This window comes from Glutamicibacter sp. BS14 (assembly GCF_056934375.1).
Map to the genome: position 1 here is coordinate 176507 of NZ_CM167801.1, position 21746 is coordinate 198252.

The 21746-nt window shown below is 59.5% G+C and carries 17 protein-coding genes; 10 read left to right on the forward strand and 7 right to left on the reverse strand.

Translation table 11 applies throughout. The features are described from left to right. The first annotated feature begins 136 nt into the window (after positions 1–136). On the forward strand, positions 137–3208 hold the full coding sequence (locus AC1Z36_RS00865) for a S8 family peptidase (RefSeq protein ID WP_286172251.1): 3072 nt from the start codon (positions 137–139) through the stop codon (positions 3206–3208). 90 nt (positions 3209–3298) lie between these two features. Here the strand turns inward: AC1Z36_RS00865 and AC1Z36_RS00870 are convergent, their stop codons facing one another. The 4 genes from AC1Z36_RS00870 to AC1Z36_RS00885 all read right to left on the reverse strand — a co-directional run bounded on the left by AC1Z36_RS00870 (position 3299) and on the right by AC1Z36_RS00885 (position 7660). Beyond that, positions 3299–4564, reverse strand: a complete 1266-nt coding sequence (locus AC1Z36_RS00870) for a glycoside hydrolase family 3 N-terminal domain-containing protein (protein ID WP_332487398.1) — start codon at positions 4562–4564, stop codon at positions 3299–3301. A gap of 69 nt (positions 4565–4633) precedes the next feature. After that, positions 4634–5926 (reverse strand): Y-family DNA polymerase, encoded by a 1293-nt coding sequence (locus tag AC1Z36_RS00875; protein ID WP_332487396.1) that lies wholly within the window; start codon positions 5924–5926, stop codon positions 4634–4636. Next, complete coding sequence (locus tag AC1Z36_RS00880; protein WP_105658603.1) at positions 5916–6332, reverse strand: LexA family protein; 417 nt, start codon at positions 6330–6332, stop codon at positions 5916–5918. Before AC1Z36_RS00880 ends, AC1Z36_RS00875 begins: the two co-directional genes overlap by 11 nt. Positions 6333–6415: 83 nt before the next feature. After that, the gene (locus AC1Z36_RS00885) at positions 6416–7660 is read right to left on the reverse strand and encodes an MFS transporter (RefSeq protein WP_332487394.1); all 1245 of its coding nucleotides are present in this window, start codon (positions 7658–7660) and stop codon (positions 6416–6418) included. A gap of 76 nt (positions 7661–7736) precedes the next feature. Between AC1Z36_RS00885 and AC1Z36_RS00890 the strand changes: the two genes are divergently transcribed. Further along, positions 7737–8591: an NAD-dependent epimerase/dehydratase family protein gene (locus tag AC1Z36_RS00890; protein WP_483561567.1), complete on the forward strand. Its 855-nt coding sequence runs from the start codon at positions 7737–7739 to the stop codon at positions 8589–8591. 103 nt (positions 8592–8694) lie between these two features. On the opposite strand, the gene AC1Z36_RS00895 is transcribed toward AC1Z36_RS00890, so the two are convergent. After that, a complete protein-coding gene (locus tag AC1Z36_RS00895; protein ID WP_133834359.1) occupies positions 8695–9972 on the reverse strand; it encodes an NAD(P)/FAD-dependent oxidoreductase in 1278 nt (425 codons plus the stop codon). Between the two features lie 323 nt (positions 9973–10295). Between AC1Z36_RS00895 and AC1Z36_RS00900 the strand changes: the two genes are divergently transcribed. Beyond that, complete coding sequence (locus AC1Z36_RS00900) at positions 10296–11501, forward strand: hypothetical protein (protein WP_483561568.1); 1206 nt, start codon at positions 10296–10298, stop codon at positions 11499–11501. Between the two features lie 627 nt (positions 11502–12128). On the opposite strand, the gene AC1Z36_RS00905 is transcribed toward AC1Z36_RS00900, so the two are convergent. Continuing rightward, positions 12129–13313 carry a sensor histidine kinase gene (locus AC1Z36_RS00905; RefSeq protein WP_332594868.1) on the reverse strand — a complete coding sequence of 395 codons (1185 nt, stop codon included), beginning with the start codon at positions 13311–13313 and terminating at the stop codon, positions 12129–12131. Positions 13314–13626: 313 nt separating this feature from the next. On the opposite strand from AC1Z36_RS00905, the gene AC1Z36_RS00910 reads away from it, so the two are divergent. From AC1Z36_RS00910 to AC1Z36_RS00940, 7 genes are all read left to right on the forward strand, one after another. Beyond that, entirely contained in the window at positions 13627–14301 is a 675-nt protein-coding gene (locus AC1Z36_RS00910; RefSeq protein WP_105658609.1) for a response regulator, read from the forward strand. Positions 14302–14430: 129 nt separating this feature from the next. Then, the gene (locus tag AC1Z36_RS00915) at positions 14431–16989 is read left to right on the forward strand and encodes an ATP-dependent Clp protease ATP-binding subunit (RefSeq protein WP_332728243.1); all 2559 of its coding nucleotides are present in this window, start codon (positions 14431–14433) and stop codon (positions 16987–16989) included. A 150-nt stretch (positions 16990–17139) separates the two neighbouring features. Then, positions 17140–17496 carry a VOC family protein gene (locus AC1Z36_RS00920; protein ID WP_105658611.1) on the forward strand — a complete coding sequence of 119 codons (357 nt, stop codon included), beginning with the start codon at positions 17140–17142 and terminating at the stop codon, positions 17494–17496. 4 nt (positions 17497–17500) lie between these two features. Next, a complete protein-coding gene (locus AC1Z36_RS00925; RefSeq protein WP_146112328.1) occupies positions 17501–18088 on the forward strand; it encodes a hypothetical protein in 588 nt (195 codons plus the stop codon). 9 nt (positions 18089–18097) lie between these two features. Continuing rightward, positions 18098–18514, forward strand: a complete 417-nt coding sequence (locus tag AC1Z36_RS00930; RefSeq protein ID WP_483561569.1) for a GNAT family N-acetyltransferase — start codon at positions 18098–18100, stop codon at positions 18512–18514. Between the two features lie 252 nt (positions 18515–18766). Further along, positions 18767–19486 (forward strand): hypothetical protein, encoded by a 720-nt coding sequence (locus tag AC1Z36_RS00935; protein WP_332498600.1) that lies wholly within the window; start codon positions 18767–18769, stop codon positions 19484–19486. Between the two features lie 53 nt (positions 19487–19539). Continuing rightward, positions 19540–20202, forward strand: a complete 663-nt coding sequence (locus tag AC1Z36_RS00940) for an alpha/beta hydrolase family protein (protein WP_332487381.1) — start codon at positions 19540–19542, stop codon at positions 20200–20202. A gap of 10 nt (positions 20203–20212) precedes the next feature. Here AC1Z36_RS00940 and AC1Z36_RS00945 read toward each other — a convergent pair whose 3' ends face one another. Next, a complete protein-coding gene (locus AC1Z36_RS00945) occupies positions 20213–21703 on the reverse strand; it encodes a helix-turn-helix transcriptional regulator (RefSeq protein WP_105658616.1) in 1491 nt (496 codons plus the stop codon). Between the last annotated feature and the right edge of the window lie 43 nt (positions 21704–21746).

Genomic DNA, 21746 nt, shown 5'->3' on the forward strand with positions numbered 1-21746 from the left:
CTTGTCAGGACCGGCAAGCGCAGCAGGAATCCCCCAACCAGGCGACGGCGAAAATGCCGCGTCCCTGCCAATCACCAGTTCATCAGCGCTGTCCAACCTGAAAGTCTCCGGACCTCTTGCCAAATCAACTGGTGAAGTGTCTGTTTTCGTTCAGTTCCAGGGTGATGGCGCCTTCGAGACGGTGAAGAAGTCCGGCAAGAAGAAGGACACTGCCAAGGTCAAGAAGATCGGCAAGGAGGTCAAGGCCAAGGGCAAGCAGCTGGCAGCCGAGGCCAATTCGAAGGTCATCTACACCACGCACAACGCACTGCAGGGTGTCGCACTGACCGGTGATGCCGCTGATCTGCGCAAGCTTGCACAGCGTAGCGACGTTGCCAAGATCAGCTCCATCGTTCCCAAGAAGCCCTCCAACCGCAGCTCGGTAGTTGACACCGGCGCCCTGGAATCATGGAAGTCCCTGGACAAGACCGGCGACGGCGTCAAGGTGGCTGTACTGGATACCGGTGTGGATTACACCCATGCCAGCTTCGGCGGCCCGGGCACCTTGGAAGGCTACAAGGAAGCCCAGGCTTCCGATGAGCTGCCCGGTGCAGATTCGGGCCTGATCGACACCAACAAGTTCATTGGCGGTTGGGACTTGGTTGGCGATGACTACAACGCCGACTCCGACGATCCCACCTACCAGCCAATTCCGCATCCGGACCCTAACCCGCTTGACTGCCAAGCTGCCGGACACGGCTCCCACGTTGCCGGAACCACCGCAGGCTATGGCGTCAACGCCGATGGCTCGACCTTCACCGGGGACTATTCCTCGCTGGACGCCGACGCGCTGGCGCAGATGAAGGTCGGCCCGGGCTCGGCCCCTGACGCACAGCTCATCGGCATCCGCGTCTTCGGTTGCGGCGGCTCCTCCTCCGTGGTTGGCCAAGCACTGGACTACGTACTTGATCCGAACGGCGACGGCGACTTCTCGGACCGCGCCGACGTGGTCAACATGTCCCTTGGTTCGGATCATTCCCCGGCCAACGACCCTGAAAATGACATTGTCGACGCCCTGAGCGCAGCCGGCATCCTCTCGGTTGTCGCTTCCGGCAATGCCGGTGATGTCACCGACGTGGGCGGTTCGCCGGGCAACTCGCGTTCCTCGCTGACCGTAGCCAACTCCGTTGGCTCGCACGTCACCCTGGACAAGATCCAGGTCGATGGCCCCGACAATGTCGCCGGTTCGGCCTCGGGCCAGTACTCGGCGAACTTCAACTACACCAATGCTGATCCGGCCGCCTTGTCCGGAGAAGCAGTGATGGCTCCGGCCGATAACGCATTCGGTTGCGACGCTTTCGAAGAAGGTTCACTGGAAGGCAAGTGGGTTTGGCTGCAGTGGAGCGAGAACGGCGAGTTCCCTTGCGGTTCCGGCGCCCGCTTCAACAACGCTGAAGCCGCCGGTGCCACCGGCGTCCTCTTGGATGCAGAAAGCAACCTGTTCGATGCAGGCATCGCCGGCAACGCGACCATCCCAGGTGCGCAGTTCACCTTGGACGAGTCGAACAAGCTGCGCCCAGCAGCTGAAGCTGGCACGCTGCAGGTTACCCTGTCCCCCGAATTCGTTGGCGGTTCCTCCAGCGAGTCCGGCGTTGCAGACACGCTGAATTCCTCTTCATCGCGTGGCGTCCACGGTTCCAACGGCGTGGTCAAGCCGGATGTGGCTGCCCCAGGTACCCAGATCGGCTCGGTTGGCGTGGGCACCGGTACCGGCACCGCCGTGATGACCGGTACCTCGATGGCCACTCCATTGGTTGCTGGTATCGCCGCGCTGGTTCTGGAAGACAGCGACTACACCCCATATGAAGCCAAGAGCATCATCATGAACACCGCGGCCACCGACATCAAGGCCGCCAATGGCGAAGCCTACGGTCCGAACCGTGTTGGTTCCGGTCGCGTGATGGCCGATGCCGCACTCCAGAGCCCTGCTTTCGCCTACGATTCCGAGGCAGCGGATCTGACCAGCGTGGTCTTCGGCGTTATCGAGCTGGGAGGCAAGAAGCCGTTCAGCGCGCAGCGCGAAATCACCATTGAGAACACCAGCGGCAAGGCGCAGAGCTACGACGCCAACTACGTGGCCGCTACCGAGATCCCAGGCGCAAGCTTCACCTTGGATCGCAGCAGTGTCACCGTGCCGGCCGGCGGCAGCGCCAAGCTGAACGTCACCCTGAGCGTTGACCCGCAGCAGTGGGCCAAGACCATCGATCCAACCATGGCTACCAGCCAGTCCGGTCTGGCTCGTGCCTGGGTTGCCGATGCCAGCGGTCGCGTCGAGCTGACTGCCAGCAATGCTCCGACCCTGCGCATTCCAGTCCAGGCAGCACCCAAGCTGGCTGCTGACATGGAGGGCAAGCTCAAGAAGATGAAGAAGGGCGCGGATACCACCACCCTGAGCCTGAAGGGCAAGGACATCACTGCTGGCGAGGGCGCTACTTCGGTCACCTCCCTGCTCGGCGCCTTCGAACTGGGCGCTTCGAGTGAACGCGGCGACGATTCGCTGGACAGCATCCCGGCGGCCCGTTCCGTGGACCTGCAGCACGTTGGCGCATCGAGCACCGCTGCCCGCACCGGTGTGGCTGACGGCCTGCTGAACGTCGGCATCTCCACCTGGGCCAACTGGGCCCACCTGGCTGGCGGCACCGAGCTGGATGTCGAGATCGATACCAATGGCGACGGCGAAGCCGACTTCGTTACCTTCAACGCCGCATTTGACGAAGTTGACCTTGACCTGGCAGCAACCTTCAACCTCGCCACCGGCGAGCAAGTTGATCTGCAGCCAGTGAACGGCATGCTCGGCGATGTCGATACCAACACCTTCGACACCAATGCAGCGGTCTTCCCGATCTCCCTGTCAGCCCTGGGGCTCGATGAGGATTCGTCGGAGATCTCCTACCGTGTGCTGGGCTACTCCTGGTACAACACCGATGAGAACGGCTCGATGATCCCGGTTGACCAGACCGACTGGATCGACTTCAACGTGGCAGCGCCACAGGTTGATTTCGGTGCAGAAGGCACCTTGTTCACCGATCTGTCCGGTACCCAGATCCCGGTGACCGTTGCAGACAGCACCAAGGCATCGAAGGCACTGTTGCTTCACCTGCACAACGGCAATGATGACCGTGCACAGGTTCTGGAAGTAACTGACGGAAAGAAGAAGGGCAAGAAGTAGGCCTTCCACCTCCCAAGAGCAGGCCCGGGGCACTTCCTAGCGAGTAAGGAAGAGCCCCGGGCCTACACCTTTAAGATCCAGCCGCGCAGCTTATTGCATGCGCAGCTTCTCTTCGAGAACCAGTACTGCGGCTTCTCTGACCTGGGCCGCGAATTTCCCATCGGCCTTGGCCTCGGCGGCCAGGGCCTTCGCCATGGTGATGGCCGGAGCCGATTTAACGCATAGCGGAACAGTTCCGCCGGCGGCCACGAACTTCACTGCGCGCTCGCCCACCGGCAGGTAGCCGACCTGCTTGGCTTCACAGAGATCATCGGAAATCACGATTCCCCCATACCCCATTTGTTCACGCAGCAATCCGGTGATGATCTTCGAAGAGAACGGTGCATCGTTCTTTCCATCGAGCCGGGAGTAGCGGGCGTTGGAGACCATGACCCAGGACTTGCCCTGCTCGATAGCCTGCTCGAATGGCTGCAGATCGCTGGAGTCCGCATCGATCTTCGTATCGGTCACTTTGGTACTGGTATCGGTGTTCCCAGCGACCCGGCCCAATCCGGGGAAGTGCTTGACTACCGGTTGCACGCCTTCGGAGCGCAGCGCTTCGTTCACCGTCGAAATGGCCTTGGAGACCCCCGCGGCGTCATGCGCGTATTCGCGGCCAAAGTAGCCGATGGGTGCGTTGCCGGTGCCGATACTGGCCGGAACAACGTCCGCCACCGGAGCCAGATTCACGTTGATGCCGGCTTCAGCCAGTTCTTTCCCGGCGGCGCCCACTTCACGCTCCAGCTTCGATACAGGCCACCCTCCCTGCGTCAACGCAGTCGGCAGTTCGGTGAAACCGGGGCCCTGGAGCACCCGGACAAAGCCCCCTTCCTGATCGGTGGCCACCCAGGCCGGCAATTGCCCGGGAATGCCGGACTCCAAGCCCTGGGTAATTTCCTGGACCTGGGCGGCGGTCTGCTTCACCGGCAGTTGCGAACGGCCACGCAGGAAGACATTGGAAATTCCCTGCTTCTTCATCGCAGAAATTTCCGCAGCGGTTGCTCCTGTTGCCGGGACACCGGCCATCACGAGGCTCGCTGCCTGTTCGCTGGCGCTCAGCTCGTCGGCCAGCGCTTCTGCTTGCTGGCGCAGCGAGGGTTCCTGGCTGCGGCTAGGCGATGGGCTTTCTTCGGCCCCGGAGTTGCCGGACGGGCTGGGAGTTGCCTGCTGCGCAGGAGTCCTCGTACTGCTCGGGCTGCTGGAACTGCCAGCGGACGTGCTCGAAGCTGCTTCTTGGGCATTCGGCGCACTGCAGCTAGCGAGCATCACCGTCATCAGGATTCCGACTGACATGAGCTGCTTGGCACGGGTAGTCATGAGATCATCCTCCCACCGTAAACTGCGAAGTTGCCGAAGAGCCGAGAACCTTTTGCCGTTGGCAGAACGCTAGGCACGCACCACCAGCAGTTCATCCCAGTCGGTGGTGTAGCGCTGCGAAATATGCTCTCGTTTCATCGACCATTCAGGGATTTTGGCCATTCCGGCATGCCCCAGTCCAATGGATTTGGCACCGAATCGCAGGGAGATGTCCTGGACTACCGACGAGACGTTTTCTAGTTCCTCGGCAGCCGGATCGGGACTCTGGCCAAAGAGGTCCAGCTGTTGCTCGCCCGGAGAATCGCTGAGCCCGGAGAGGATCACTCCCCCGCGAACATAGTCCATCCCCGGTTTCATCAGATCCCGCATCGCGGCAATTGCCAGCTTGCTGAGCACGATGGGATCCCGCGTCGGACGCGACAGGCGCACCTGGGCACTGGGGAATGAGGCCTCTCCCCGGGCGAAGCGGCTGGTGCCCGCGGTGACGGTAAGCAATGAAGCGTAAAGGCCCTCGCGCGCCAAGCGGCCGGCAGCCTTCTGCGCATAGATGGACATGACTTCTTCCATCGCTTCATAGGTGCGCACCGGCGTGGAGAAGGAACGGGTGAACATGACCTGGCCGCGGTCCGCGCGTTCCTCCACCGGACCGATGCAACGTTGCCCGTTGAGTTCGAAGACCGTGCGCTGCAAGACGACAGAAAACTTCTTGCGGATCGCCAATGGGTCCGCTGCTTGCAGGTCCGCGATGGATTCAATGCCCATGGCTGCCAGCTTGGCACCGGTTTTGCGGCCCACACCCCAGACATCGGTGACTGGAACCCGGTTCAGGATACTGCCCAGGACCTCGGGATCCATGAGCTGCTGGACGCAGACTCCGCCCAGTCCCGGATTGTGCTTGGCAATATGGTTGGACAGCTTCGCCAGGGTCTTGGTGGATGAGACACCCACGCAGACTGGCACCCCGATAGTCTTGTCAATGGCTGCACGGATCTGGGCCGCGGTGCTGCGCACCTGCTCCAGGTTGCCTTCCAGGCCGACGAAAGATTCATCGATGGAATACACCTCGTGCCAGGTCCCGAAGCGTCCGAGCAATTCCATGACCCGGGCAGAAATGTCCCCGTACAGTTCATAGTTGCTTGACCGCACCGCAAGGTTGTGGGAGTCCATATAGCGTTGGACCTTGAAGAAGGGTTCTCCGGTAGGAATGCCCAGATCCTTGGCTTCCTGGGAACGGGCCACCACGCAGCCGTCATTGTTCGACAGCACCACCACGGGACGATTGCGCAGCGAATAGTCGAAGGCCCGCTCGCAGGAGACGTAGAAATTGTTGACGTCCACCAGGGATACGTGGTCAGCGGACATGATGCAGGCACCTGGTAATGACGCCGAAGACGCTGACCTCATCGCCTTCGGCCAGTACCACGGGCAGGGGAGATTCATCGCTGAGCAGCCCAACCTCGTGGCCGTCAATCTGCCAGCGGCGCACCAGCATCTGCCCGTTGAGGTTGACGATGACCACAGAGCCGTGGCGCACGGCCAGTGAACGGTCCACGATCACTTCATCGCCGTCGAAGATGCCAGCTGACCGCATGGCGTGGCCCGAGACGCGCATGATGAAGGTGGAGACACGGTCACGGACCAGCAACCGGTTCAGGTCCAGTCCACCGTCAAAATAATCGCGTGCTGGCGAGGGGAAACCCATCGCGGATACCGCTTGGACCGGCCCTTGGGTTGCTCCCGGAGGCATCAGCTCCTGTTCTTCAGCCACACCCCACCACTTTCTAGTACAAATATTCGAATACTTGAATTGTAGCGCGTTATCCAGCAACCTTCATGTTTCCGGCGAGCGCGCTACCCCCGGGATTCCGTAGCAGAGGTCCTCCCATGGACCTTGGCCTGCGCTTTCCAGCTGTACAGCGCGGCGGATACAACGATAACCAGCAGCGTCGCGGCACCGGAGATCACGATAATTGCCCTGGCCGGGCCAACCAGCAATCCCGGGGTGCCGATGAGATAGCCCAATGCGACCATGATGTTGATGAGCATCCGCAGCTGCGCCCAAGCAGCGCCATGGCGGGTTTCCGGCACGTATTCGTAAATGGCTGTTCGCACTCCGGCATTGTGCAGTCCATTGCCCAGCCCGCCGGCAAGGAACACCAAGGCCAGGCCAGCCGCGTTGGACCAGAGCCCTTCTGTGAGGATCGCGGCGCCCACCAGCCCTCCACCGAGCAGAATCGGCAAGGCGCTTCGGGTACCGAAGCGGCGATTGCCTCCCAGCAGGGAACCGAACACTGCGCCCACGGACCAGGCACCGAGCAATACCGCGTATCCAGTGTCGTTATCGGTGATCCCGCGCAGGTAGAACACCCCCGAAACGCCTTCTGCTGCGGTAAACAGCACGATCGCTGCCACCGGGAGCAGCAAGATCCGCAATTGTGGATTGCGCGTCAAGGCAGCTCCACCGGGCGATACCGGTCCACCCGGATCCGGCTCGTTCCCTGCGTCTGCTCCTTTCCCGTTGGCGGCTTGCGAGCGGGACAGGAAGATGGCCGCCAGGGCCAGTGCCAGGAATCCTGCCGCCGCGTACCAAAGCACCGCGCCGATCCCCGCTTTCGCGAAGACGAGTGAAGCTATCGCCGGCGCGATGATTCCCGCCAGGGACGTCGCTACGACAAGGAAGCTGCTGGCACGAGCAATGCTGAAGCCTCCGCGGATGCGCGGAATGATCTTGAAAATGACCGCTCCGTTAACCACCGCGCAAATACTGGCCACAGGCATCAAGGCGAGGCTCGCAAAGATATTGGAGGCAATGGCCATCACCGCGAAAATCGCCACATGCACGCACAGGTTCAGGATCCACACCCTGAAAAGGGCTGCCCCGTCCACCCAACGCCCTATAGCCGGGGCGGCAAGGATCGGCGGAACCAAGCCGGCGAGGAACAACGCGGTTACGCCCCAGGACCCCAACTGATCCGCGGATTCCAGGGTCAAGGCAAAGACCGCCATGCCCTCGCCGAGCATGGAGAGCAATGCAACCACGCAGAACAGGACACAACGCACCGAAGACTGCACCTGGCCCCCTTCCTCCGCGCGCATGCCACGCTGGCCTAAAGGTTCTAGTCTATGGGTAGGGGGATTCGCCTCCGAGGACATATCGCGCCAAAGGAGTCTCGTGAAAGTATTACTGGTCAGCTGCGGAGATGTCGCCACCGAGGCAGGACTGCGGTTCCAGCAGGAGGGCCATCGCGTCACCGGCTGGCGGCGCAACAGCCAGAAGCTGCCCGCAGGATTTACCGGCCACAGCGTAGACCTGCTCGATGCCGCCCAGTGGCCAAGCATCGATCCGCAGACCGAAATCGTCGTGCTCACTCCCGTGCCAGCCACCCGCGATGCCGATGGCTACACGCGCGGCTATCTGCAGGTCGCCAAAGAACTGGCTTCACGGCTGGCAGCCCAATGCCCCAATCTTCGCCGGCTTATCTACATCTCCTCCACCGCAGTGATGGGCGGCGCCAACGGAGAACTCGTCGACGAATCAGCACCGCTTGCCCCAGCTAGCCCCACCGCGCAGGTCCTTGCGCACACCGAGGCAGCGCTCGCCGGCAGCGGCCTGCCGGTAACAATCCTGCGGGCGTCGGGAATCTACGGCCCGGGCCGCACCCGGCTCATCGATCACGTCACTGCCGGAGCCGCACAGATTCCCGCGGGCTCGCATTGGACCAACCGCATCCACCGCGATGACCTGGCCGCGGCCATCGTTCACGTTGCGGCGCTGGGAGAGCAAGCCGCTGGCCTCTACCTGGCCAGTGACAGCACCCCAGCCCAGCTAGGCGAGGTCTACCAGTTTTTGGCCAAGGAACTTGGTTTGCCTGCGCCGGAAGAGGCAGGACAAGCCCCGGCACGACGTGCTGCCGACCGCCGGCTCGATAATTCCAAGCTGCTAGCCAGCGGGCTTGAACTGCAGTATCCAGGATTTGCCGAAGGCTACCGCGCGATCCTTGCCGGGACATCAACCCGCCATGCCTAAAGCGCGTAAAAGACAGCCTTAAAGGAAAACCGGCTTGCAGCGCATCGCCATGATGCACCGCAAGCCGGTTGTTTTATTTCGTTCCGGGTGTGGACCGAAACGCTTAGAACCCCTTGCGCAAGGGGTTGAAGTGCCGGGCGATGCCTGGAACCTGCTGGCCAGCAATCTGGGCAGCCAGGATCTTGCCAGTCAGCGGTCCCAGCGCAACGCCCCACATGCCGTGGCCGCCGCCAACCGACACGCGCGAGGATCCGGTCTGGCCAATGAGTGGCATGCCGTCCGCGGTGCATGGGCGTCCACCCACCCATTCTTCTTTGCGGTTCTCCCAGTTAATCCCCTGGTAGACCGGGGTCGCAGCGGCAACGATGGCCTCAATGCGCTTCGGCTCCAGCTTGTGGTTGGCGTCGCGGAATTCCATGGTGCCGGCGATGCGGAAACGATCGCCCAGCGGGGTGCAGGCAACGCGCTGGGTCGGGAAGTAGATCGGGTGCGTTGGCATGTGTTCCGGCTCCACGGTGAACGAGTAGCCGCGGCCTGCCTGAACCACAACGTTCACACCGAACTTGCTGGCCATGTCGGTCATCCAAGCACCGGTAGCCAGCACCACGTGATCCGCGGTGATTGAACGGCCTTCGGAACCGATGACGGTGACCGAGCCGCGATTGTCGCGCACATCGGTGACGTTGAAGGCTCCGATGATGTCGCCGCCGCGGGCGATGACGGATTCGGCCAGTGAATCCATGAACTTCGGCGGGTTGATGTAGCGCTGGTTCTTGATGGCTACGCCCGCAGCGACCTTATTGGACAGGGTCGGCTCGATGCCGCGCAACTCGTCGCCGGTGAGCAATTCGTAATCAACTTCGCCGCCGGTCTTCTCGATCATCTCGAATTCATGCAGCAGCGCATCGCGGTCGCTGAGCGAGGTGAATCCGGTCAAGAATGGATTTGCCGGCTTGGTCGGCTCCTGCACGCCCGGCCCTGCCGAAGTCGCCTGCGCGATTTCGTCGAAGGCATCCAAACCGGTTGCGCCGATTTCCGAGTAGACCCGCATGGCTTCTTCCCACTTCTTCGGGGTCGAGTGCCAGGCAAAACCGATCAGGAAGCGGAGCAACTTGGCATCGGCCTTCAGCGGAATGTACAGCGGGGATGCCGGGTCGAGCATCATCTTGAGGCCGTTCTTGAAAATTGCAGGCTCCGCGATGGGCAGGGTCAGGGCCGGGGTCAACCAGCCGGCGTTACCCCAAGAGGAACCGGACGCGACGCCGCCGCGATCCACGACGGTGACCTTAATGCCCGCTTCCTGCAGGTACCAAGCGGTCGACAGGCCAACAAAGCCAGCGCCTACAACAACGACATGATCTGGCACGCCTACTCCAGCCATGATCCACTCTCCTAGCATTTCGACGGCCTCTCCACACGAGCCCGCATGTCTTCACTGTCGCGCGATCCCCAGGGAAAATCAACGCGTCCTGACGATTCGACGGTGAGCGCCACCACACCGGCAGGAGGTTCGTGTTTCTTGCGGTAAATGATTGCCTATTCCGAACTTTCAACAAGTACTTCCTCCCGTACGGGCACTTTCCCCAGAGGCTGCATCACTATCGCCCATCGGGAACTTCGCCCCCAACGCGTCCTGCGTAGACTGGAGAGAAGCGAATTACCAATCCCGCCGATCAGCCATTTCTAAGGAACTGCACCACACTCATGGCCTCACGTAAACCAGCCAAGAAGAAGCCTGCCCAGGGTCATCCAGCCCGCCGTTCCGGCGCCAGCAGCGTGCCTTTTGAATCCGAAGTGCGCCAAGCTCTTCAGCCGTTCAAGTCCTCGCTCTTCCGCCACTTCCACGAAGAGGGCCAGGCAGCTAGCGAGACCCGCGCAGCGCTCGAAGGGCTCACTACCCTGCTGACCGTGCATGCCCAGTTGCGCCAGAGCGTTGACGTCAAAACCCTGGATCCGACGATTCTGGGTGAACAGCTGGGCCACTTGACGTCGCTGGGCAAGGAAGTTTCGGAAGCCAGCGCTGCGATCCTCAAGCATTACCTGACTTTCCTGGGCACGACCGCAAATTTCGGCGGAAGCGTGGATGACTTCAAGCAGACTTTCGAATTCCTCTCCCGCATGGCTGGCGGTTCACCCATCGTGGCACCCTATCTCGAAGATGATGAGGCCAACGGCAGCCTCGAAGCGATGCCCTTCGTTTTTGCGGCTCGCGAGTTGATCAGCTGGGTTGGCGAAGGCAAGCCGACCACCCCGGCTGGCGTACTCACCGGCGATACGCTGCAGGATGCGGCCAGCGCGCTGGGCCTGTTCGTCAAGGTCGATGAATCCGCCGTCGTTCCAGAGGATGCCCAATGGGAGCCGGAAGACGGCACTGCCGTTTCTTCGCTGGCCGACGTTCCACGCCTATCGGCATACTGGGACGCCCTGATCGGCACGGCCATGCTGCGCTACCAGGAACCGAACGCAACCCCAACCGAGTCGCTCAGCGATGCGCTGCTGGCATCCAGCGGACAAGGCGCCCGCTTGGTCAAGGAGCTGATTGCAGAGGTTCTCTACTCGCACATCCTGATCAACACCTTGGAGCAGACGGGCAAGGCGCAGATCGCCGAGATGGTAGCCGGCGTGTTGAGCAATGCCGCATCATCGACACCGCCACGTGCCGAGTTCGCGTTGCAAGTTCCGACCGAAGATGACCTTCCCGCCGAGCAGCATCACCTGATTGCCAGCCTTGAGGAGGTTGTCCCCCAGGTCGAGTCCCTGCTGCGCGTCTTCGAACGCGAAGGCCTTGTCGAGATTAATGACGAGATCACGATTCCTGTGGTCTTGCGTTCTTCACTGGAACGAGCGCTGGCCAAGGTTTCTGATCACGTTTTGAAAGACACCCAAGAGGCAGAGGCCTCCGAGGCTTAACCACCAGCAACGGCAAAGGGTGCGAGAACTAATTCGAGTTCTCGCACCCTTTGCCGTTGCTTCATCGATTAGGAGCTGCGCGTGGCCAGCTCGGCGTCGTGCCATAGCAGGCGATCGAACCATGGGCCCCGCTTGGTTCGCCGGCCTTCACGGCCAAAGAATCTGCGGTTGCTTCTGCGTTGATCGCAGCATCTGCCGTCTTGCTATCAAAGCCGCCCTTAGGCTCCACGGCCAGGCCTTATTGTTGCCAAACAAGCGTATCTGCCTGGGTACTCATGCGCTCTCGCTTCCCAGACAGGAAATGCTCTCCATAGGCGCAACACCCCGCCACGCAGGCCCATTCCGACCTGAGGTGTGAGGCAGAACGCAGAAACACGGGCTGGGTTTAAGTTATAAAAGGTACGTTGCATTACTGACAGACAACGGCGTGCGATGGGGGCACAGCGCCGATGAAAGATCAGTCCGTTTACGCAATGCAACGTACCTTTTAATCACCCTCGGATCCTTAGTGATGCCACTCGCAAAACACCACCAAGTACCTTCCCGGTGATCGGTCTTCACCGATACATGTCTAATTTATCGCGTCCTGCGAAAATCCGAAATCATACTTTAGTAGGAGGGCAGGGGTCAGAACGGGATGCTTGCGCGCAGTGCCCAAACACCGTTTTCGGAACTGGTTGCAAACTTTCCACCAAATGCACGCATCCTGTCACCCATGCCAATCAGGCCTGTCCCGCCTTCGGGCAACCCACTCGCCTTCTTGTCGAAATTCCCCATCTGATTAGTAATTTCCAGGATGCCCTCTGCCCCTTGGACCGTGAGTTCGAAGGTGCACTTCCCGCCCAAGGCACCGTGCTTTATCACATTTGTTGTACCTTCTTGCATGACCCGATAAATCGCAGTCTGTGCAGAACGGGGCAATTCGGAAATTTTCTCGTCAGTGGTGGAGCTCACCTCGAAATTTGCCTCTTTTAGCCTCTGAACGAAAAGTTCTGCACCCTGAAGCGCGTAAACAGTAGTAGCGGCCGGCTTATCAATGCCCTGGGACGAGGGATCTGCCATGGTCCCATCAGCCCTCAGGACATTGAGCATCAGGCGTAAATCGTGCAAAGTCTCAGTACTCAGTTTGGCGATGACATCCAGAGCTTCGAGGGCCTTCTGCCCATCGTTTGCGAATTTCGCGGCCTTCGACTGCATGGCCACGACCGTGATGTCATGCGCGACAATATCGTGCAGATCCCGGGCAATGTTCTTTCGCTCCCGGTCGACAGCAAGACGAGTCTGCTCTTTGACCGTATGCATTTGCCGAAGAGCGAGCTCGTTCTTCTCGCGCAGCAAGTAAATATTCCTCGTTAAGAAGAACGCCATCGCCGTCAACGGGGCAATCCCGACAAGCAGAACCGCGTCTTGCCCGGACTGGATGCCGAACTGCACCATCCACGCTGCGGACAAGGTTAGGAATAAGGCCCTAACACTCATGGCACTGGCCGTAGCTGCCAGCGCCGAAAAAATCATGAATGAAACGACAGTCCAGAAGAACAAGGCGCCGTCCGTGAGGAAGAAATAGGCAACTGCCACAAACAATCCGACGGATACGGCAACCCAGCGAAGACCAAGCGCAAGAATTGCGCACAGTCCTACGCCGAGCAACGCGCCTCGAACCGAAATATCCGACGAACCACTAAATCCGTCTTCCAGCAGAGTCACGAACTCGCTACTGGAAACCGCGATCAGAACCGCAATACCAGTCCAAACAATGACACCCCGACCAGCGAAGAGCTTGGTCAGGGTGTCCTTTAGTCGTCCATTCATATGCCGAATAATTCCCGGCTCAGATGATCAAGTCAAATAAACCGCGTTATGGGCAGGCGACGCCGTAGCGTTTGCAGAACCACTCCGAGAAGGCTGAGCCAAAGCCAGCAGGAGTAGCAACGTTGCCACTGCTGGAGGCTGGAGAGCTCGCAGCAGATGCAGGAGCTGCCACGGCGGTCAATGGTGCCAGAACTAATGCTGCTACGGCCAGCATTTTCAAACCCTTCATAACAAACTCCACATCAGATCAACTTATATACTTTCAGGTGAACAGGCCAACATGAGGCCACCCGCATCGAATCAGAGGAATCAGATGGAACAAATAAAGGTCCTTATTGTCGATGATGAACCTCTAATTCGGCATGCGTTGGGCACAATCCTAGCAACAGACCCCGGAATTGTAACGGTTAATTCTGTTGAAAATGGACAGGCCGCCGTCGAGTATTGCAGCGGCAATCAAGTGGACGTTGTGCTCATGGATTTGCAGATGCCGATAATGGACGGGGTTAGCGCTACTAAAGCAATCAAATCTGCCGAAGACAGCCCCTCAGTGCTTGCCATTACCGCCTTTTCTTCGGACGACTATCTGGTTCCGGTACTGACCGCTGGGGCCAGCGGATACTTGGTAAAAGACTCTGAACCAGATGAAATTATTCATGCGATCCATGCCGTTCACCAAGGAACTGCAGCCATTTCCCCGTCGGTTTCTTCTGATCTAGTTTCTGCGGTTCGCGAAGCTTACCGGGATAATTCCCAAGACATTCAAGAACTGGCCTATGACTTGGGAATTACCAATCGGGAATTCGAGATTCTAAAACTGCTCGCACGCGGGCTAAACAATACCGAGATTTCAAGAACTCTGACTATTTCCGAAACCACGGTTAAAACCCATATGGCGAAGATTTTCGTTAAGCTGAATGTTCGCGATCGGGTCCAGGCCCTGGTTGCGGCCGCGCGTATGGGCCTTATCGAAATCCCGAAAGACTAGCGCCTGCTTTCCAGCTATTAGTGTGAAGTCAACCTCTTTGACACCTTGCCCGGCTGGTTCGGGAATATCTGCGCGCCATATGCGTTGAACATGAGCATAGACCGCTCAAGTTTCTATTAGGAGGCTCACTTGCCAGCATTTTTCGGCGCACCGTCAGATGGCTCGTTTGAGGAATTCCTCTCTCGATTCCTGTCTTCACGTGCCCAGGCAGCACGTCCCATCGACCTCACGCGCCTGCTTTCCGCCCGCACCCACGAAGCGGTAGCCACCGCGGCAGCGATTTCCCAGGAGCATGGCCACGACGAGATTGATTCGCTGCACCTCCTGATGGCCCTGCTGCGCACCGAACCAGTCGGCGAGCACCTGACCGCCATGGGTATCGACATCGAGGCTTTGAGTGCAGATGCCATCGCGCGCATGCCCAAGTCCCAGGAGAAGGGCGAGAAACCATCCCACCTATCGTCGGCAGCTCAGCGCAGCCTCTTTGACGCCTATCAGGTTGCTCGTAACTACGGTTCGACCTACATCGACCCTGATCATCTTTTCCTGGCCTTCGTTTTCAACCCGGAATCTCCGGTCAGCCAGCTCCTGGCGCAGCACGGCATCACCGGCCAGTCCTTGCAGCAAGCCGCCATGGAGCAGGCCCAGCGTGGCCAAAACGATGCCCAGAACCAGTCCGATTCCGAGTCCGACGTGTCCATGCTCGAACGCTACGGAACCGATCTGACCCTGCTGGCCTCCGACGGCCAGATTGATCCGGTGATCGGACGCAAGGAGGAACTGGATCAGGTTATTGAAATCCTGGCCCGTCGCACCAAGAACAACCCTGTGCTGATTGGCGAGGCCGGCGTGGGCAAGACCGCCATTGCCGAAGGCCTGGCCCGCGCCATCATCGATGACCAGGTACCAGCCCAACTGCGCAATGCGGCCTTGATCTCCATTGATCTTCCGGGCATGCTCGCCGGAACCCGCTACCGCGGAGATTTCGAGCAGCGGCTCACCGGCCTGCTCGACGAGGTAGCCGCAGCCGAGGGGCAGGTGCTGATATTCATCGATGAGATGCATCTGCTGGTCGGTGCAGGCTCTGGCGAGTCCGGCAATATGGACGCCGCAAATATCCTCAAGCCGCGTTTGGCGCGTGGCGAGCTGCACATGATCGGCGCCACTACGCTCGATGAGTTCCGCAAGGTGGAGAAGGACAGCGCGCTGGCTCGGCGCTTCGGCAAGGTTACTGTCGCCGAGCCGTCGGAGGAAACTGCACTGGCCATTTTGGACGGCCTGCGCGAATCCTACGAGGATCACCACCAGGTGCAGTACACCCCCGAAGCGCTCAAGGCCGCGGTGACGCTCTCTGCCCGCTACCTGAACGACCGCCAGCTTCCTGACAAGGCCATCGACTTGATCGATATCGCCGGTGCCCGGCGGTCCATCGCTGCCGGAGATGCCGAGGATGTGCAGTCCCTGCGTGCCGAAATGGTAGACGCCGAGCGTGAGAAGTCACGCGCTATCGGCGAGGAACGATTCGAAGAAGCTGGCGCATGGCGTGACCACATCGTGGAGATGACCGCGCGCATCAAGGCTGCTGAGGAGGCCGGCGATGCAGGGGTCACCCGGGTAGTGGATGAGAAGCAGATTTCGGAAGTGATCTCCCGATCCACCGGCATCCCCACCTCGCGGATCTCGGGAGATGACAAGGCACGTTTGGCTTCGCTGGAAGATTCCCTGCATGCTTCGGTCATCGGCCAGCACGATGCCGTTGCCGCTGTGGCACGCGCCGTGCGTCGCAACCGTACCGGAATGTCGCCAGCAGGTCGCCCCATCGGCTCGTTCCTTTTCCTGGGTCCCACCGGCGTCGGAAAGACCGAACTGGCCAAGGCTCTGGCTGCAAACCTCTTCGGTTCGGCCGAATCGCTGGTTCGCGTCGATATGAGCGAATACGGTGAGAAGCACACCGTGGCGCGCCTGATCGGAGCACCTCCGGGGTACATCGGCCATGACGAGCCCGGCCAGCTGACCGAGAAGATCCGCCGCAACCCGTATTCGGTCGTGCTGCTCGATGAAATCGAGAAGGCCCACCCGGACGTGTTCAACGTGCTGCTGCAGGTACTCGATGACGGCCGGTTGACCGACTCAGCCGGGCGCACTGTCGATTTCTCCAACACGCTGATCCTGATGACCAGCAACCTCGGCGGCGAGTACTTGGCCAACAAGGCCGGAAACTTCGGTTTCACCTCCGCCAATGCCACCAGCGAGGCTGGAGAAATCCGGGCCAAGGTCATGGGCAAGGTACGCGAGTTCATGCGCCCAGAGTTCCTGAACCGGCTGGACGAGGTACTGCTGTTCTCCAAGCTCTCGCAGTCCGAGATTGGCCAGATCGTCAAGCTGGTCATCGCCGAGACCGAAGCTCGCCTGGTGGACCAGGAGCTGAAGCTGGAGGTGAGCGACGCTGCCGTACAGTGGCTGGCAAACGAAGGCTACGACCCCGAGTTCGGTGCCCGCCCGCTGCGCCGGCTGGTACAGCGGAAGGTACAGGATGCCATTGCCGACCTGCTGATCAGTGATTCGCTTGCCGCTGGTGACACCGTTTCGGTGGACTACGCCGCTGGCATGCTGAAGGTGCAGAAGAAAGTCGAGATGCCGACTCCACCTGCTCACAACGAGCACGCGCCAAACTACTTCGATAGCTAGGCCGGCTTAGCCCATAAAGGGGCTTGCTTGCTCGGGACTTCCGTCCCGGCCAAGCAAGCCCCTTTTCTTCACTTAGAAAGTGCGCTAGTCAGCGGCAGAAATGCAGTCAACCTCTAGCTAAGCAGGAAGACTCCCGGTACCTTTGACTGCATGGCGAACATTGGAATGATCACCCTTGATGCCCTTGACGAGAAAGCTGCCTCGGCTTGGTGGAGGGCTGTTCTGGGCGGGAAATATCTGGGCCAGTACCCGGGGTTCACCATGATCAGCGTCCCTGGCTTCAGCGCTCGGTTGGGGTTCCAAAAAGTTGATGAGATCACTGCCGGCAAGAACCGGGTTCATCTCGACTTGGAAGCAAGCACCAGCCGCGAGCAGGAAGTCACCCGTTGCATGGCTGCTGGCGCAACACGCGTTGAGGACCACACCGAAGATCCCACTTTTGGCTGGACCATTATGCGCGATCCTTACGGAATCGTCTTTTGCATTTCCGACCCACACGAGGACTGAGGACATGTCGCTGTTCGCCAGGAAATCATCGGAGGCTTCGACTCACCGGGTGCAGATCCATTTTGCCCAGCCGATGACCGAACGCCTGCGCAAAGATCATGAGGCGGGCCTGCTCGATACATTGTTGCCCAAATACAAGTCTTCCGGAACCATCATCAGCGCCAAGACCACATTGGACGCGGCCGAGGAGCCGATCTCCAGCGACATTAACCTTGAAGTGGCCACCCCCGAACCGAAGAAGCTGTTTTCCGAATTGCTCTCTTCGCTCATCGATGGAGGACTGGGGCATGGTTCCTGGCTGATTATTGATGGACAACGCACCGAAGTAGGCGGCAGCGAGTACGTTTTGCTTCGAACCAGGCTTGGGGCCGAATCGGAATCGGATCTGGAGCCAACAGTCAGGGCCCTGCAGCATGCATTGGGTGACGGCGAAATCGGATGGCATGAGGATGTCTACTACCGGCATGATGGCCCGGTGTTCGTTTACAACGGCGACTCCGCCCAAGCCATCATCCACACATTGGAAACAGAACTGGTGAAGCATCCGTTGCTGGGCAACGCAGAGATCCTTTCGGTTTCCCCGCAACAGTAAAAGGACTCGATGGAACTCTCCACCACTAAGGTGCCTTCCGAGGAACAAATACTCTCGCTCTACAACGCGGTGGGCTGGAGCGCCTATACAGACAACCCAGACGTACTATTCGAAGGCCTGAAGAATTCAGCATGCGTAATCTACGCCTACGACGTAGACCACCAGTTAATCGGCCTTGTGCGCGTGGTCTCGGATAATGCCACCATCTGCTACGTCCAGGACATCCTGGTGCGTCCATCTACGCATCGCACCGGCGTAGGCCGTGCTTTGTTCTCTGCCGTACTAGTGAAATATGAGCATGTGCGTCAGCTGGTCCTGATCACCGATGATGAACCCTGGCAACGTGCCTTCTACGAATCCATGGGGCTCACGGAAGCGTCGGATTTCCGTCCCGGTGCGATCCGGACCTTTGCCAAATTCTCGTAACAGCTCTCCCTTCGCTGCCTGGCCTGTATAGACTGACCATTCATCGATAATGAGGAGTTATTCTTGCGCACCCGTTCGGTCATTGCCCTGTCATCGTTGGCTTTGCTTCTAGCAGGGTGCAATGCAGCTCCCGAACAAGCAGCGCCAGCCGATTCGACGGCGGCTTCCGTCGCTGGCTCCACTCCGGCGGCACAGCCCGCGGCCGAAACCGGTGAACCCGGTGAAACCGCCCCCGAGCCTGGACCCGCGGAGTTGGACGCCAACGCCAATTCGGGACAGGCCTGGGCAGATTCCAAAATTGAGATGTGGAAAGAAAACTCTGGCATCAAGTCCACCAAAGGCTTCTTGTATCCCTACAACCTAATGACTTCTTGGGAATCTCCAGCACCTGGTGCCATCAATATCTTCTTGGATAACAGCATGAAGTTTGGAACCCAGATGCGGGAAAGCTACGAAACCAACGAGGATGAGCTGCGCATGATGGGCCGAATCATGTTCGAAAGCGTAGGCGAGGCCTCGCCGGAATTGGAATCTGTCACCTTCGCTACTGAAGACGGCAATAACTCAGGAACTTTCACCCGGGCTCGTACTGGTGCCGATCCCGAGGACCGCAAAGCCTGGGCCTCGGAAAAGTACACGCAGTGGCTGTCCGCCATGAACGATACCTACAAATCCCTATGCGGCGCTGAAATCACTGAGCTGGAAATCTACCGCACATGCCTGCCCGCTGACCCCCACGCCTACGTTGAGAAAGTCGAGTCGCCTGCGCTTGGCGAACTCGTCGTCACCCTCGCAGACGGTCCATGGATCGACGGCGAATACGACGTGCCCGCATCGATCTTCGTCTCGGGAAATATGATGCTCAAGATCAACGAGCGTGCGGCAACCGGCGAAAAAGTTGAAAAGCTGACGGTACTGGCCAGAAATGGCGATGACACCGATACGGCACTCCGCAAGGACTGGGAAATGTAGTTCATTTCCTTTCATGATCAGTTGATGGGCCCTCAGCCCCTAGGGTGGTACCTATGACCCAAGAACTCTCCATTCCATACGAAGACCTGGAACTCAGCGCGCTCTGGGACCGAGCAAAGGCGGCGAAGGCCGTCATCGTGCTCGCACACGGTTCAGGTGCTGGAAAGGATCATGACTTCATGGCCGGCTTTGCGCTAGCCGCTGCGAATCTGGGTGCCAGCGTCCTGCGTTTTAATTTCCCCTACATGGATGCTGGAAAGAAGTTTCCCGACAAAGCGCCAGCTGCGGTCGCAGTGTGGCACCAGGTCCGCCGTTGGGTTGAAGAACACTTGGCTGAAGGCCTGCCAATCTTCACGGCAGGAAAGTCCTTTGGCGGGCGCATCGCTTCCCTGTCAGTTGCCGAGGGCATGCCCTCGGCAGGGTTGATCTTCCTGGGGTACCCGTTGCACGCGCCTAAGAAGGAAGAGAAGCTACGCGATGAGCATCTCTACCCGATTGCGGTGCCGATGCTTTTCCTCGAAGGCACCCGAGATCCCTTTGCCAACCCCGAAAAGATGGAAGAAGTCGCCAGCAAGCTGAACGAGCACAGCGAACTTTCCTGGTTCGAAGGTGGCAACCATTCCTTCAAGGTAGCCCGCTCCGGCCGCACCGTTGCCCAGGATGGCGCGTGGCTGGCGAAAACTGCTCTTGCCTTCATCTCCAAGCACATCGCATAGTCCAACGGTCCTAGTCCACCTGCTTTTCCAGGAATCGGTAGACCTCGGTTTCATCTACTCCGGGAAAGGCTCCGGTTGGCATGGCCGCCAGCAAGTGGGTATTGGCGCGCGTAGCCGGCCACGCATTGCCGAACCACTGGCTGGATAGGTCAGCAGGTGGACGGCGGCAGCAGTTCTCGTCCGGGCAGGTGGATTGGCAGCGCTCCTTGGTATCCCGCCCGCGGAACCACTTCACATGCTCAAAAGGCACGCCAATGGACAAGGAATACAGTCCCGAGGAATGGCGCTCGGTGCGCGCCGTGCACCAGAAGGTCCCATTGACGGTATCGGTGTACTGCTCGAAGGAACGGAACTTATCCATCTGCTCGAAGACCACGCGACTTGTCCAATACCGGCAAATGGTTTGTCCTTCAATGGCACCGGTGTGATCGGCTGGAAAGTTCACTCGGTCATTCTCATAAGCCTTGTGCAAGATGCCCGATTCGTGGACCTTCTGGAAGTGGCAGGTCATCCCCAGATGCTCGGTGGCAAGGTTGGTGAACCGGTGGGCTGCGGACTCATAGGACACGGCGAAAGCATCGCGCAGATCCTCGATGGCCAACTCACGGTTGTTCTTAGCTCGCCGCAAGTAGTCCACCGTGGACTTTTCCGGCATCATCAACGCCGCGGCAAAGTAGTTGGTCGCGACCCTCTGCGAGAGGAAATCGAAATAATCGGTTGGAGTCCTATGACCCAATACGTGATGCCCTAGCGCCTGCAGCAACACCGAACGAGGATCATGTTCCGAGCGGTTCGCCTGCGTCAGATAGATACGCTTGTTCTTCTGGTCAGTCACCGAACGCGTGGAATGCGGAAGATTGCCAACAAAGCGCAGGCTGAATCCCAGATGCTCGGCGATATCTGCTGCACGATGATGCGAGAGCGGCCCTGAATCGTGGCCAACTGCAGAGAGGACTTTGGCGGCTTCCTGCTCGATATCCTTGTAGTAGTTGTTGCGTTGGCGCATCTCATGGCGCAACGCGGTATTGGCCCGACGGGCTTCTTCAGGGGTCGCGGCCTGCTCGTTCAGGCGGCGTTCCAATTCATGCTGCAGTCCCACCAGGGATTCCAGGACGTCCATGGGCAGACGCGTGCCAACACGAACGGTAGGCAATCCCAAGGACTCGTACAGTGGACCGCGTTGGGCACGTTCCAATTCGATCTCCAAAGCAGCACGGCGCGATGGCGGTTCGGTGCCCAGCAGATCGTCGACGCCAACCCCCATGGCTCCAGCCAGGGACTTAAGCAGCGATAGCTTCGGTTCGCGCTTGCCGTTTTCAATCAGCGACAACTGGCTCGGCGCGGTGTCAACGAGCGCCGAGACATCATCCAAGGTCAGTTGCTTGCCCTTGCGCAGAAAGCGGATTCTGCGGCCGAGAGCAATGGCGTCGAGTTCTGTATCTTCGCTGCCAGCGCCATTGCCGGCTGAGTTCACTGAGCGATTCCATGTGGTTGCAGTCACATGACAAGGTTATGCCAAGGATCGTGAAAATTTCTAGATCTTC

What these genes read in the sequence shown, in the direction of transcription:
- AC1Z36_RS00930 (WP_483561569.1), top strand. Translation starts at nt 18,098, where the DNA reads ATGGAACTCTCCACCACTAAGGTGCCTTCCGAGGAACAAATACTCTCG.
- AC1Z36_RS00900 (WP_483561568.1), top strand. Translation starts at nt 10,296, where the DNA reads ATGGCCTCACGTAAACCAGCCAAGAAGAAGCCTGCCCAGGGTCATCCA.
- AC1Z36_RS00910 (WP_105658609.1), top strand. Translation starts at nt 13,627, where the DNA reads ATGGAACAAATAAAGGTCCTTATTGTCGATGATGAACCTCTAATTCGG.
- AC1Z36_RS00870 (WP_332487398.1), bottom strand. Translation starts at nt 4,564, where the DNA reads ATGACTACCCGTGCCAAGCAGCTCATGTCAGTCGGAATCCTGATGACG.
- AC1Z36_RS00925 (WP_146112328.1), top strand. Translation starts at nt 17,501, where the DNA reads ATGTCGCTGTTCGCCAGGAAATCATCGGAGGCTTCGACTCACCGGGTG.
- AC1Z36_RS00895 (WP_133834359.1), bottom strand. Translation starts at nt 9,972, where the DNA reads ATGGCTGGAGTAGGCGTGCCAGATCATGTCGTTGTTGTAGGCGCTGGC.
- AC1Z36_RS00875 (WP_332487396.1), bottom strand. Translation starts at nt 5,926, where the DNA reads ATGTCCGCTGACCACGTATCCCTGGTGGACGTCAACAATTTCTACGTC.
- AC1Z36_RS00885 (WP_332487394.1), bottom strand. Translation starts at nt 7,660, where the DNA reads ATGCGCGCGGAGGAAGGGGGCCAGGTGCAGTCTTCGGTGCGTTGTGTC.
- AC1Z36_RS00920 (WP_105658611.1), top strand. Translation starts at nt 17,140, where the DNA reads ATGGCGAACATTGGAATGATCACCCTTGATGCCCTTGACGAGAAAGCT.
- AC1Z36_RS00905 (WP_332594868.1), bottom strand. Translation starts at nt 13,313, where the DNA reads ATGAATGGACGACTAAAGGACACCCTGACCAAGCTCTTCGCTGGTCGG.
- AC1Z36_RS00940 (WP_332487381.1), top strand. Translation starts at nt 19,540, where the DNA reads ATGACCCAAGAACTCTCCATTCCATACGAAGACCTGGAACTCAGCGCG.